Origin of the sequence: Exiguobacterium sp. J17977 (assembly GCF_018616375.1) — a bacterium.
In the GTDB taxonomy this organism is placed as follows: domain Bacteria; phylum Bacillota; class Bacilli; order Exiguobacteriales; family Exiguobacteriaceae; genus Exiguobacterium; species Exiguobacterium mexicanum.
On record NZ_JAEQBB010000007.1, the window covers coordinates 73574 to 86275 of the forward strand.

At 54.0% G+C, this 12702-nt stretch carries 12 protein-coding genes; 8 read left to right on the forward strand and 4 right to left on the reverse strand.

Annotated elements, in window-relative coordinates; all coding sequences use genetic code 11:
• Positions 1 to 10: 10 nt before the first annotated feature.
• From KNO58_RS12495 to rbsB, 6 genes are read left to right on the forward strand one after another with little or no spacing between them, the layout of a single operon-like run.
• On the forward strand, positions 11 to 994 hold the full coding sequence (locus tag KNO58_RS12495; RefSeq protein WP_214754365.1) for a LacI family DNA-binding transcriptional regulator: 984 nt from the start codon (positions 11 to 13) through the stop codon (positions 992 to 994).
• Positions 991 to 1875: a ribokinase gene (gene rbsK / locus KNO58_RS12500; protein WP_214754367.1), complete on the forward strand. Its 885-nt coding sequence runs from the start codon at positions 991 to 993 to the stop codon at positions 1873 to 1875. The genes KNO58_RS12495 and rbsK overlap by 4 nt, the downstream gene beginning before the upstream one ends.
• Positions 1875 to 2264 carry a D-ribose pyranase gene (gene rbsD, locus KNO58_RS12505; RefSeq protein WP_214719034.1) on the forward strand — a complete coding sequence of 130 codons (390 nt, stop codon included), beginning with the start codon at positions 1875 to 1877 and terminating at the stop codon, positions 2262 to 2264. The genes rbsK and rbsD overlap by 1 nt, the downstream gene beginning before the upstream one ends.
• Positions 2265 to 2275: 11 nt before the next feature.
• Positions 2276 to 3754 (forward strand): sugar ABC transporter ATP-binding protein, encoded by a 1479-nt coding sequence (locus KNO58_RS12510; protein ID WP_214754369.1) that lies wholly within the window; start codon positions 2276 to 2278, stop codon positions 3752 to 3754.
• A 1-nt stretch (position 3755) separates the two neighbouring features.
• Positions 3756 to 4721 carry an ABC transporter permease subunit gene (locus KNO58_RS12515; protein ID WP_021065942.1) on the forward strand — a complete coding sequence of 322 codons (966 nt, stop codon included), beginning with the start codon at positions 3756 to 3758 and terminating at the stop codon, positions 4719 to 4721.
• A 22-nt stretch (positions 4722 to 4743) separates the two neighbouring features.
• A complete protein-coding gene (gene rbsB / locus KNO58_RS12520) occupies positions 4744 to 5655 on the forward strand; it encodes a ribose ABC transporter substrate-binding protein RbsB (protein ID WP_214754371.1) in 912 nt (303 codons plus the stop codon).
• 39 nt (positions 5656 to 5694) lie between these two features.
• On the opposite strand, the gene KNO58_RS12525 is transcribed toward rbsB, so the two are convergent.
• On the reverse strand, positions 5695 to 7092 hold the full coding sequence (locus KNO58_RS12525; RefSeq protein ID WP_214754373.1) for a 6-phospho-beta-glucosidase: 1398 nt from the start codon (positions 7090 to 7092) through the stop codon (positions 5695 to 5697).
• 203 nt (positions 7093 to 7295) lie between these two features.
• On the opposite strand from KNO58_RS12525, the gene KNO58_RS12530 reads away from it, so the two are divergent.
• Positions 7296 to 8165, forward strand: a complete 870-nt coding sequence (locus KNO58_RS12530; protein ID WP_214754375.1) for a MurR/RpiR family transcriptional regulator — start codon at positions 7296 to 7298, stop codon at positions 8163 to 8165.
• 30 nt (positions 8166 to 8195) lie between these two features.
• On the opposite strand, the gene kynB is transcribed toward KNO58_RS12530, so the two are convergent.
• Genes kynB through kynU form a run of 3 tightly spaced genes read right to left on the reverse strand, consistent with a single transcriptional unit; the run spans position 8196 to position 10962 of the window.
• A complete protein-coding gene (gene kynB / locus KNO58_RS12535; protein WP_214754377.1) occupies positions 8196 to 8819 on the reverse strand; it encodes an arylformamidase in 624 nt (207 codons plus the stop codon).
• 14 nt (positions 8820 to 8833) lie between these two features.
• The gene (gene kynA, locus KNO58_RS12540) at positions 8834 to 9673 is read right to left on the reverse strand and encodes a tryptophan 2,3-dioxygenase (RefSeq protein WP_214754379.1); all 840 of its coding nucleotides are present in this window, start codon (positions 9671 to 9673) and stop codon (positions 8834 to 8836) included.
• A gap of 11 nt (positions 9674 to 9684) precedes the next feature.
• Positions 9685 to 10962 (reverse strand): kynureninase, encoded by a 1278-nt coding sequence (gene kynU, locus KNO58_RS12545; protein ID WP_214754381.1) that lies wholly within the window; start codon positions 10960 to 10962, stop codon positions 9685 to 9687.
• Between the two features lie 192 nt (positions 10963 to 11154).
• On the opposite strand from kynU, the gene KNO58_RS12550 reads away from it, so the two are divergent.
• The gene (locus KNO58_RS12550) at positions 11155 to 12009 is read left to right on the forward strand and encodes an HAD family hydrolase (RefSeq protein ID WP_214754383.1); all 855 of its coding nucleotides are present in this window, start codon (positions 11155 to 11157) and stop codon (positions 12007 to 12009) included.
• Positions 12010 to 12702 lie beyond the last annotated feature (693 nt).

Here is a 12702-nt window from a genome sequence, read left to right on the forward strand (position 1 = left end):
GGGGGTCGAGATGGCAACAATCAAACAAGTGGCCAAACGGGCGAACGTTTCTGTCGCGACCGTGTCCCGTGTCATGAACAATAACGGCTATGTGAGCGCCGAGGCGAGGGAGGCCGTCGAGCGGGCCATCGCCGAGCTCGACTACGCCCCGAACCGGGTCGCGCGTTCGTTATTCACCAAAACATCCGGGCTGATCGGATTGATTATGCCAGATATCACGAACCCGTTCTTCCCGCAGTTGGCCCGCGCGATTGAAGACGTGGCCAATCAGCACGGCTATCAAGTCGTCTTGTGCAACACGGACGAGCAACTGGCGAAAGAACAGTCGTACTTGGTCGCGCTTCAGACGATGCATGTTGACGGCCTAATCATCACGACGAACCACTCGGACAATCCGAACTATGAAAAGTTAGAGGTGCCGATGGTCGCGCTCGACCGAATCGTCAAGTCCGGCATTGACGCCGTCATTTCAGACGGATATGAAGGCGGTCGGCTGGCGGCAGAGACGCTGTTGAATTGTGGCGCGACAAGGCTCGCTCACATTGGCGGACCGGAACAGCTGCAGACGGTGAAGCGACGGACGGATGGGTTCCTTGACGTCGCGGGAGATCGTCTCGTCGGCATGACGCATTCGAGTTTCACGTTCAAAGAAGCGCTCACGGCGGCGCAAACGCTGTTTGATGAGCATTGGCCGTTCGATGGATTGTTCGCCGCCAATGACGTCATCGCGGCCGCGGTGTTGCAGGAAGCGGTGCGTCGGAATGTTCGTGTGCCGCAAGATTTGCAAGTCATCGGTTACGACGGCATCGAGCTCGGGGAGATGACGTCGCCGCCGCTCACGACAATCTCGCAACCCATCTATGAGATGGGACGCCGAGCGACCGAGCGACTCCTCGACTTGATTGAGAAGAAAGATACCGTTACGAAAGAAATCTTGTTGCCCGTCACGTTGACGGAGCGACAGACGACGATCCGAAAGGGGCATGACACATGAAGCGAATTGTGGTCATCGGTAGTGTATCGATGGATTTAGTGGTCACAACAGACAAACGTCCGCAGGCAGGAGAGACCGTCATCGGGCAGGCGTTTCAGACGGTGCCCGGAGGAAAGGGTGCCAACCAAGCGGTCGCCGCCGCTCGACTCGGAGGACGAGTCGAGATGGTCGGATGTGTCGGCTCCGATGAATTCGGACAGCGTATCCGCCAAAACTTTGAACAGAATAAAGTGGGGACCCAATACCTGCGGACGATTGACGGCGAAGTGACCGGGACGGCGCATATCGTGCTCGCCGAAGGTGACAACTCGATTGTCGTCGTCCAATCGGCGAATAAACAAGTCGTCTTCACGGAAGCCGAGCTCGAACAGTTGATTGATAACGAGACACTCGTCTTGCTTCAACTCGAGATTCCAATTGCAACGGTCGAGCAAGTGAGTGCGTACTGTCGCGCCCGACAAATCCCGGTGTTGTTAAATCCGGCTCCGTCGCAACCGCTCACGGATGAACTGCTCGAGCATGTGACCTACGTGACGCCAAACGAGCACGAGTGCCGTGATTTGTTCGGAGCCATCCCGCTCGATGAGGTGCTACGCCGCTATCCGAACAAACTGATTGTGACCGAAGGGGTCAACGGTGTCCGCTTCTTTGATGGCGAGATGATTCAGCACGTTCCAGCCATCCGAGCCGATGTCGTCGATACGACGGGAGCGGGGGACACGTTCAACGGGGCCCTCGCGGCCGCCTTGATGGAAGGAAGCGAGTTACGTGAAGCGGTACGCTTCGCCGTCGTCGCTTCAGGATTGAGTGTGGAAGGGTTCGGAGCCCAAGGCGGCATGCCGAACCGGAACGACGTCATGAGACGATTGGAGCGAGTGTGATGAAGAAACATGGGATTTTGAATAGCCATTTGACTAAAATCTTTGCGGACTTGGGTCATACGGACACGGTTGTCATCGCGGACTGTGGACTACCGATTCCAAATGGCGTGGCGCGAGTCGATTTGGCGCTTCGTCTCGGTGAACCGTCGTTCCTCGATGTATTAGATGCGGTCGAGTCGGATATGGTCATCGAACAGATCACCGTAGCCGATGAGGTGTTCACGGCGAACGAGCCAATCGCCAAAGCGTTGACCGATCGATTTGACACGGTGAAAACTTGTTCGCATGAAGCGTTCAAACGCGAGGTCGAACAAGCGAAAGTCGTCATCCGGACAGGAGAAGCGACTCCGTATGCGAACGTCATTTTACATGCCGGCGTCATCTTTTAAGGAGGGGTTCGATGCACATCCAGTTGAAGCGCATCCATAAGTCGTTTGGTCCGGTCAGTGTATTGAAAGGCGTCGACTTCGAATTGTTACCCGGCGAAATTCATGCGTTGATGGGCGAAAACGGGGCCGGTAAATCGACGCTCATGAAAGTGATGACCGGGCTGCATCCGCTCGATGAAGGAGAAGTCGTCATCGATGGGGCCGTCCGGCAGTTCAAACATCCGAAAGAAGCCGAACGGGCGGGTATCGCGTTTATCCACCAAGAGTTGAACATACTACCGGAGCTGACCGTGATGGAAAACTTGTTCCTTGGACGGGAATTGACCGGTCCGTTCGGTGTCATCAAGCAGCAAGAGATGAAGCGTCGGGCGCGGGAATATTTGGCCGAGTTGAACGTGTTCATGGAAGTCGATCAGCTCGCCAAACAATTATCTGTCGGACAACAGCAGATGATTGAGATTGCCAAAGCGCTCATGACGGATGCGAAAGTCATCGTCATGGACGAACCGACCGCCGCACTCACCGACCGCGAGATTCGAGCGCTGTTCTCGGTATCGCGGGCATTGCGTGACCAAGGCGTGTCGATTATCTATATCTCGCACCGGATGGAAGAGATTTTTGAACTGTGCGACCGCATCACCGTCCTCCGCGATGGCGTATCGATTGGGACACACCGCATCAATGAGACATCGTTCGAAGAAATCGTCAAAGAGATGGTCGGGCGAGAGATTGGGGAACGCTATCCGGATCGGAACGCCACGATTGGCGACGTCGTACTTGAAGTCGATGGATTGATAGGTAACCGGTTCCACAATGTCTCGTTCGATGTTCGGGCCGGTGAAATCGTCGGTTTCTCGGGGCTCATGGGAGCTGGACGCACCGAAGTGATGCGTGCCTTATTCGGAGCCGACCGGGCCAAAGGCGGAATCGTCAAATTGAATGGGAAAGAAATCCGAATCAAGCAACCGGCCGACGCGATCCGGCACGGCATCGCCTTCTTGACGGAAGACCGAAAAGGCGAAGGGTTATTGCTCGACTTCACGTTACGCGAGAACTTATCGCTGCCGACGCTCGATAAACGAGCGAAAGGGACAATCATCTCACGGCAAGCGGAAGAACAGTTCGCGGACGGCTATTTGAAAAAACTGCGCGTCAAACACCACTCGATGGAGCAGAAAGTGAAGTCGCTCTCGGGTGGGAACCAACAAAAAATCGTCCTCGGCAAATGGCTCGGCGCCGAGCCGGACGTCTTGATTCTCGATGAACCGACGCGTGGTGTCGATGTCGGGGCGAAAAAAGAGATTTACACGATCATGAGTGAGCTTGCCGAGTCGGGCGTCGCCATCATCATGGTGTCGTCGGATTTACCCGAGGTACTCGGGATGAGCGATCGGATTGTCGTCATGCGAGAAGGTGTCGTCACCGGAACGTTGGCCAAAGACGAGGCGACGCAAGAAAAAGTCATGACATATGCGACAGGAGGACAATGATATGGAATTGAAAGCAGCGACTGCATTAGGTCGGCCGCAAAAGCTTGGTTGGGGACAAAAGCTCGGACCGTTATTCGGATTGCTCGCCATCATCGTTGTGGTGACGGCGCTCGAACCAGGTTTTCTCTCGTTGAACAACATCTTTAACGTCCTGCGCCAAGTGTCCATCAACGCCTTGATTGCGTTCGGAATGACGTTCGTCATTTTGACAGGTGGCATCGACTTATCGGTCGGTTCGATTCTCGCCTTGTCTTCGGCATTCGTCGCCGGCATGATGGTCGATGGGCAACACGCGGTCATGGCAATCGCGCTCGGATTGATTGCCGGTGCTGTGCTCGGTGCGTTCAACGGCGCCGTCATCACATACGGGAAAGTCGCACCGTTCATCGCGACGCTCGCGACGATGACGATTTATCGGGGCTTGACGCTCGTCTATACGGACGGCCGTCCGATTACCGGGCTAGGCGACTCGACGTGGTTCGAACTGCTCGGACGCGGTTACTTCTGGATTATCCCGGTGCCAGCCGTGACGATGTTGATTGCTTTCGGTGTGTTGTACTTCATTTTGAAAAAGACGACGTTCGGTCGTCATACGTACGCGATTGGCGGTAACGAGGAAGCTGCCAAACTGATGGGCATCGGGGTCAACAAAGTCAAAGTCTTGATTTACTCGTTGTCGGGTACGTTGGCGGCACTCGCCGGCATCATTTTGACATCGCGTCTCAACTCGGCCCAACCGACGGCTGGGACGTCTTATGAACTTGACGCCATCGCAGCGGTCGTTCTCGGGGGAACGAGTCTTGCGGGTGGACGAGGCTGGATTGTCGGGACGCTGATTGGGGCGCTCATTATCGGCACGTTGAACAACGGTTTGAACCTTCTTGGCGTCTCATCGTTTTTCCAACTCGTCGTCAAAGGGGCCGTCATTTTATTCGCAGTATTGCTCGATCGAAAACAAAACGCGTAATCATCGAAAGGGGAAACGGAAGATGAAAAAATGGACAGCTTGGCTACTCGTATTGACAATGGTCGTCATGGCAGCTTGTTCGACGGAACAACCGGGGACAAGTTCGGAGCAAGAGACGAAAGACGGGGACTTCAAAATAGGGCTCTCGATTTCGACACTAAACAACCCGTTCTTCGTCGCGTTGAAAGACGGTGCGGAAGAGCAAGCAACTGAACTCGATGCGACACTCACGGTCGCCGATGCGCAAAACGATGCGGCCAAACAAGTGAGTGACGTCGAAGACATGATTCAAAAAGGGATGGACTTGATTCTTATCAACCCGACCGATTCGGAAGCAGTCGGAGCAGCCGTTCAAAGTGCGAACGATGCGGGCATCCCGGTCATCACGGTCGACCGTAACGCCGAGTCAGGCGACGTGGTCGCGCACGTGGCGTCAGATAACGTCGCTGGTGGGAAGCTCGCAGGTGACTATATGGTTGAACTCGTCGGCGAAGGCGGGAAAGTCGTCGAACTCGAAGGGATTCCAGGAGCGTCAGCGACACGTGACCGTGGTCAAGGATTCAACGAAGCAATCGATGGAAAACTTGACGTCGTCGCGAAACAGTCGGCTAACTTTGACCGCGCCCAAGGGTTGACGGTCATGGAGAACATCTTGCAAGACAATAAAGACATCGTCGCCGTATTCGCTCATAACGATGAGATGGCGCTCGGTGCCGTTCAAGCGTTGAACAGTGCCGGCTTGAACGATGTCAAAGTCATCGGCTTTGATGCGACGGATGATGCCGTCAAGGCGGTCGAGGACGGAACGATGGCTGCGACGGTCGCGCAGAAACCGACAGAGATTGGAAAACTCGGTGTCGAGGCCGCTGTGAACCACTTAAAAGGGGAGACAGTGGAAGAAAACATCCCGGTCGACCTCGAATTGATTAAATAATATGAACAGCCGACGCATTCGAGGTGCGTCGGCTGTTTTTTATGCTTGTTTAATGAGTTGGAGTGCTTGAACGACTTCATCTTTGATGGTGACGCCGCTCGCTTCGAGTTCGGCGATTTTATCGGCGAACTGCGGCAAGTAATCTTTATGGGCGATGAGCAGTTCTTCGAGCACCCGTTTCGCGGTCTCGCCGCTCGGGATGAGCGGATTGATGATGAACGCTTGAAGGGCGAGTCCGTAGTCACCGGTCACGGCCGCTTCTTCGACGCACAGCTCCATGTTCTTCATCACTTGGAGCCATCCTTTTTCAGCGGGGGCGAGTGCGCCGAACGCGATTGGTTTCGCACCGGTCGCCCCAATATAGGCTGATACTTCGACGACGTCGTCGGGGGCGAGGTCCGGGACGGCCCCGTTGTTCTTCGTCGAGACGACGATATGTGTGTTCTTATTGGCGTAAATCGAGGCGATTGTCTCACACGCTGCATCCGAGTAGTGGGCACCGCCGCGTTTAGACAGTTGCTCCGGTTTATGGTCGAGGTTCGGGTCTTTGTACAGTTCGAACAGCTCGGCCTCGGTCTGCTTCACTTGCTCGGCCCGTGTGCCGACGGCCGGGTCCCGATATTCCTCGAGCATGTGGGCGAGCATCTCTTCGGCACGGTAATAATATCGGTGATAGCCGCAAGGAATCATGTTCATCTGTTGCAGTTGTTCTTTGAAGAACGGCATGTCATGAATATTGGCGGGGATGCCCGAATCGCCGTCATACATCTTGTCGATGATGTCGCGCGTGACGTCTTGACCATGCACGTCATGAACCCGGTGCCAATGGAAGTGGTTCAATCCGGCGAACGAGTAAATCAACTCTTCCGGTTTCTTACCGATCAGTTCCGGTTCTGCCATCATCGCATTGACTGGCACGTTGCATAGGCCGATGACTTTGTCCCATTTGCCGTAACGGATGACCGCATCGGTCACCATTCCGCTCGGGTTCGTGAAGTTGACGAGCCAGGCGTCCGGACAGAGTTGTTTCATGTCTTCGACGATATTAAGGATGACCGGAATGGTACGGAACGCCTTCAAGATACCGCCGGCCCCGTTCGTCTCTTGGCCGACCATACCGTACGAGAGTGGAATCCGTTCATCTTTGATGCGGGCGTCGAGCAAACCGACACGGAACTGGGTCGTAACAAAGTCGGCGTCTTGTAACGCTTCTCGACGGTCGAGCGTCAGATACACTTTAACGTCATACGGAGAAGCGTCCCACATTCGCTGCGCCATTTGTCCGACGATGTCGAGTTTGTCTTGACCGGCCTCGATGTCGACGAGCCAAATTTCGCGAATCGGTAACTCTTCATACCGTTTGATGAACCCTTCCATCAATTCTGGTGTATAGCTGCTGCCGCCCCCAATGGTGACGAGTTTAATTCCGGTTGTCATACGAATCTCCTCCTTGTTTGTTCACAAAAAAAACAATCGCGTGTAAACGAAATGTGATACTCCAACTGTATCCGTTTGTCCATTTCAGTATAGAATAGAGAAAAATGAATACAATAGATTTCAATAGAACTCAGAAAGCGTTTACAAAATAAAACAAAATCAAGTTATTTTTTGTGAACGTCATTCACGTGAGGAGCTGGCTTATGCTGTTAACTGAAAAAATGAAGCAGGATGGATTCTCGCCGTCGGAACGAGACGTGATCGACTATTTATTTGCCGAGCGGGAGCGGATTCACGATCAGACGATGAAGCAAATCGCTGCGGCGACGTATACGCACCCGTCCATCCTTAGCCGAATCGCTGCGAAATTGGAGTTCACCGGTTGGGTCGAGTTGAAGGAACAGTTTTTGGAGGAGATCGAGTATTTGAACCGTCATTTCTCGGACATCGATGCGAACGAGCCGTTTGCTGCCGGCGACCAGTTGATGGTCGTAGCGAACAAGCTAGCGGCGCTCAAACAGATGACGATTGAGGATACGTTGTCGTTGCTCGATCATGAGGCGTACGAGCAGGCCGTAACGATGTTGAGTGAGGCGCGGCACATCAAAATCTTCTCTGTCATCCATAATTTGTTGCTCTGTCACGACTTCAAGTCAAAGATGAACCGAATCGGCAAACAAGTCAGCCTCTGTGAATTCGATGCCGAGTTCGAAGCGGCCAACTCGGATGAAACGACGTGCGCGCTCCTCATCTCGTATACGGGGGAGAGCGATTACACGCTCGGGCTCATCCCTTACTTAAAGAAACAATGTGTGCCGGTGCTCGCCTTGACGAGTCTCGGAGAGAACGCGATCTCGAATCAGGCAGACTGCACGCTCCGTTTGACGACTCGTGAGCGCCTCTACTCGAAAATTGGGAGCTTCACGACGAACGATTCGATTCATTGTCTGCTCGACCTGTTGTACGCTGGTGTGTTCTCGAAAGACTATGAGGCGAACATGGCTTACAAAGTGCAAATTTCGAAACGGTTCGACCATCGAAAGATTTCAAGTGAGGTCATGCAAGAAGACTGAAAACACCCCTTCGGCTGAAGGGGTGTTTGTTTAGTCGAGCGAACGCAACAGTGCGCGCACCGGACTGCCATCTCCTTTGACGATGGGGAGCGGCACGGCGTTCAATTCATAATCACCAGGGGCGATATGGTCGAGGACGAGTCCTTCGAGAATATGGACCCCGTTGCGAGCAAGCGCATGATGCGCCGCCATCTCTTTACTGTCGATTGCATCGACCGACGGCAAATCGAGACCAATCAAATAAATCCCAAGTTCGCCGATCCGGTCGGCGAGTGAAGGCGTGAGTTCAGGGATATGGCTCGGGAACTCCTGCTTATTCGGCCAGCCGTCCGTCTTTAAAATCAACCGTTCGACGCCGGTCAAGTCAAAGCCGTCCAAGTCCGTCGCCTCGATGCGTTCGCGACCCGGGAGATGGATGACCCGGGCCGGGCCGATATAGAGACCGGGATCAAGGTCGATGACGCGCTGTCCGGCGTCGTCGAAATGGAACGGGGCATCGATATGCGTCCCCGTATGCAGGCTCATCGTCACTTTCCCGACGTTGACCGAACCGCTGTCGGCCATCGGCCAGGCGATTTCGTAACGGAACGCCGTGTCGCCTGGCCATGTCGTGATTGAATCGTCGAGCGGTTGCGAAACATCAATCCATGTCATCGTGTTCGTCCTCCTCACAGTTTTGTCCGGACGGTCCAGAGTTCAGGGAAGAAACGGTGATCGAGGACACGTCGCAAATAGTTGACGCCGGACGAGCCGCCGGTTCCCATCTTTTGACCGATAATCCGCTCGACCGTGCTCATATGGTTGAAGCGCCACATCTGTTGTTGGCTACCGATATCAAGCAGTTTCTCTCCGAGCTCATACAAGTCCCAGTACTTGTTCACATCGCGATACACTTCGACCCAAGCCGCTTCGACGCTCTCGTTCCATTCCCAGTCGTTCGTGACGTCACGGTTGAGCACGGCGTCATCGATGGCGAGACCACGGCGATGCATCTCGCGGACGGTCATGTCATAGATGCTCGGTGCCTGTAGCGACGACTCGAGAAGCGGATACAATTTCTCGTCATGGGCATAGACGCTGAGTGTGCGCGCGTTCTTAAAGCCGAGCGCGAACTCGATTTGGCGGTTCTGATACGATTGGAAACCAGAAGACGAACCGAGCTTGTCCCGGAACTCCAAATATTCAGCCGGAGTCAACGTCGCGAGGACGCTCCACGACTGGATGAGCTGTTGTTGAATCTTCGAGACGCGGGCGAGCATCTTGAACGAACGCTCGAGGTCTCCGGTTTTGATTGCGGTCGTCGCCGCCGTCAGCTCATGTAAAATCAGTTTCATCCACAGCTCACTCGTCTGATGGATGATGATGAACAGCATCTCGTCATGATGGTCCGAAAGACGGTGTTGGCTCGATAAAATCGGGTCGAGTTGCAAATAGTCACCGTATGACATGTCTTTTGAAAAGTCTGTCTGAATCGATTGCTCGACTTTATGTTCAATCCGTTCACTCATATCGATTCTCCTTAGGCCACGACTTCGCGGACGTTCTCAAACGCCTCGTATTCTTTGTTTTCCATAATCGTCTTCAAAATCATCACGACGTCATACACATCGGTGAACGTGTTATACAGCGCGACCGGTGCCAAACGGATGATATTCGGGGCTCGGAAATCCGGAATGACGCGATGCTGTTTGAGCGCTTTACAGATGCGGGCCGCATCCGGATGCTCGAGGCTCAAGTGGGCACCGCGTTGCGTCTCGTTGCGCGGGCTGCCGATGACGAAACCGTACGGGGCGAGCACTTCATCAATCAGTGCGGTCATATACGACGTCAACGCGAGCGATTTCTCACGGATGGCGTCCATCCCGACCTCGTTGAACATCTCGAGGGCGCCGAGTTGCGGGGCTAGGCTCAAGACGTGCGGCGTCCCGATTTGGAACGCTCCGGCGTCATCGGCCGGCGTCATCGTGTGATCCATATCGAACTGTTTGTCTTTGCGTGAACCGAACCAACCGGCAAGGCCAGGTGTCGTCCCGAAATGACGTTCATGGACGAACAGGCCGCCGACACTGCCCGGTCCGCCGTTCAAATGCTTATAGTTGCACCAGTAGGCAAAATCGACGCCCCAGTCGTGGAATGCGTGCGGGATGGCGCCGACCGAATGGCAGGCGTCAAAGCCGATCAAGATATCTCGTTCATGCGCCGCCTTGGCGAGACGGGCCATATCGAGAATCTGTCCGCTGCGATAGAGGACGGTCGGCAAGACGATCAAAGCGATCTCGTCCGTCATTGCTGCGATGATGTCTTCTTCCTTCAAGTAGCGTCCGTCCGGGCTTGAGACTTGGACCAAATGTTCGCTCGGGTCGAGTCCGCGGAGCTCAAGTTGACTCTTCAAGGCGTAAATGTCGGATGGGAAGGTGAGCGTGTCGGCTAAAATCTTCGTCCGCTTGCCTTTCGGTTCAAAGAACGAGGCGACGAGTTGGTGCAAGTTGACCGTCGTCGACCCGGTGACCATCACTTCCTCGGCTCTGGCTCCGATGAGCGGGGCGTTGAGCGCGGCCAACTGTTCCGATAAGTTGAACCATGGGTGGCGTCCCGACATCCACCCATCAATCCCGAGCTCCTTCCAATCGCTCAGTGATTCGAGTAACGTCCGTTCGGCCCGTTTCGATAACAGGCCGAGCGAGTTACCGTCCATATAAATGCCGTCTTGCGGCAAATAAAATTCTCCCCGGAATGGTGCGAGCGAGTCGCTGGCGTCGCGTGTTTCCGCGTACGCCCGTGTGAAATCTTGAGCCATATCATTTCCCCCTTTGACTTGCGTGTCATACTGACAAAAGCGTAGCAATCAGGGCATGGCGTGTCAACACGAATGACCGCAGTTCAGGCATGGTTCGCACGTGCTTCTCGCGCGTGTATATGTGATGATGAAATGGAGAGAGTCAATCTGAGGGAATTGGGTGATCAGACCCACGTGAAAGGAGAAGAGGACATGAAACTAATTGCCATCGATTTAGACGGGACGTTATTATCGCGGACAGGTGTCATCACGGAGGCGAACCAAGAGGCGATTCGCCGGCGTCAGGCCAAAGGGGATTTGGTCTCGATTTCTTCCGGACGTTCGATTCATGATATTGAGGAGTTGTTGAAGCGGAGCAATTTGTCGTGCCCGATTTTGTCAGGGAACGGTGCCATCGCTTTCTATGAAAATGAGCGGATTTATTACCATGCGCTCCCGAAAGATGTCGTGCAAGAGTTGTGGGATGTGGCCCACGAGCACGGGGCGTACGTTGAATTTTATACGAATGCCGGAGTAAAAGTACTTCGTTCGGGCACCGATTTGTTGAAGGGCGAGCTCGATGAGGTGTTGCCGCATGACCAATCGTTCACGCGGGAGTGGGGCGAGCGGGAGATTGAGATTCAAAACGAGCAGTTCGGATTGACATATGTCGATACAATTGAGGACATCGACTTCGAGGCCGACGAAGTGTATAAAGTGTTCGTCTATTCGTTCGACCGGCGCAAGCTGCATGAGCTCCGGAAATTGTATGAACCACGGACCGATATTTTAATCACGACGGCGGGCTGGACGAAAATTGAAATCGGGCATCCGAACGCTAGCAAAGGGATGGCGTTGACGCAGTTAGCGGAGCATCATGACATCCCACAAGCAGACATCGTGGCCATCGGCGACAACTTGAACGATATCTCGATGTTTGAAGTGGCGGAAACCCGGATCGCGATGGGGAACGCCGTCGATCCGTTAAAAGACATCAGCACCCATATCACGAAAGACGTCGAAGCGGACGGTGTCGCCTATGCGCTCGACCACTATATCGACAACTAAATTTTGGAGAAATGGTGAACAAGGATTCGTCAATCGATAAAACGGTTAATGTATCTGTGTAGTCCTCATTCCACATGTTGAGCTGAAAGGGGGCAACGGATGAACCAAAAATTCCATCGTTGTTTGACTGAGGCCGGCTCGGTGAAATGAGAGACGTATTGAATGAAGCATCGGCTAACTAGGCGGTTCTCCTCGTTCAAGCTGTCGTCCACCTGACCTCGCGTAAGGGGTGAGGGGCAGACAAAAGGGAATCGGTGGGAGACTAGACGTTTAGGCAAATCGGTGTTTCAAAAAAGGTGGGCCCGATGAGGTTCATGATGATTTCAACCACATCCGTCAAAACGTAGTCAGGATCATTGTGGAGACGAGATCTCTGTCCAAGACTTGATTGCTGTGCAGACGAACGTACGCCCCGAAATCACGTTCTGAACCACGTCCGTTTTCTAGTTTATATTCATGTACCGCATGGGACGGTCGGCCGGGAAGGTTCCGGTCGGTTGAAAGTCCGCTTTGCTAGAAACGCTCACCGGTAAGCGCCACGTTTGTGGCGCTTTTCTTATGGGCGAATGTTGTGACGCGGGCCGGTCGTTCGCCGTCCGGCTTGTCTTTGAATCTCAATTCGGTACAGCTAACTGCCTTGGAAGAGCGTGCCGTCAATCAAATACGTGTCGGGTGAAATGGTATAATGAGTCG

Coding starts and splice junctions, on each gene's coding strand:
- KNO58_RS12530 (WP_214754375.1), top strand. CDS start 7,296: ATGCTGTTAACTGAAAAAATGAAGCAGGATGGATTCTCGCCGTCGGAA.
- KNO58_RS12510 (WP_214754369.1), top strand. CDS start 2,276: ATGCACATCCAGTTGAAGCGCATCCATAAGTCGTTTGGTCCGGTCAGT.
- rbsK (WP_214754367.1), top strand. CDS start 991: ATGAAGCGAATTGTGGTCATCGGTAGTGTATCGATGGATTTAGTGGTC.
- KNO58_RS12550 (WP_214754383.1), top strand. CDS start 11,155: ATGAAACTAATTGCCATCGATTTAGACGGGACGTTATTATCGCGGACA.
- KNO58_RS12515 (WP_021065942.1), top strand. CDS start 3,756: ATGGAATTGAAAGCAGCGACTGCATTAGGTCGGCCGCAAAAGCTTGGT.
- kynB (WP_214754377.1), bottom strand. CDS start 8,819: ATGACATGGATTGATGTTTCGCAACCGCTCGACGATTCAATCACGACA.
- rbsD (WP_214719034.1), top strand. CDS start 1,875: ATGAAGAAACATGGGATTTTGAATAGCCATTTGACTAAAATCTTTGCG.
- rbsB (WP_214754371.1), top strand. CDS start 4,744: ATGAAAAAATGGACAGCTTGGCTACTCGTATTGACAATGGTCGTCATG.
- kynA (WP_214754379.1), bottom strand. CDS start 9,673: ATGAGTGAACGGATTGAACATAAAGTCGAGCAATCGATTCAGACAGAC.
- kynU (WP_214754381.1), bottom strand. CDS start 10,962: ATGGCTCAAGATTTCACACGGGCGTACGCGGAAACACGCGACGCCAGC.
- KNO58_RS12525 (WP_214754373.1), bottom strand. CDS start 7,092: ATGACAACCGGAATTAAACTCGTCACCATTGGGGGCGGCAGCAGCTAT.
- KNO58_RS12495 (WP_214754365.1), top strand. CDS start 11: ATGGCAACAATCAAACAAGTGGCCAAACGGGCGAACGTTTCTGTCGCG.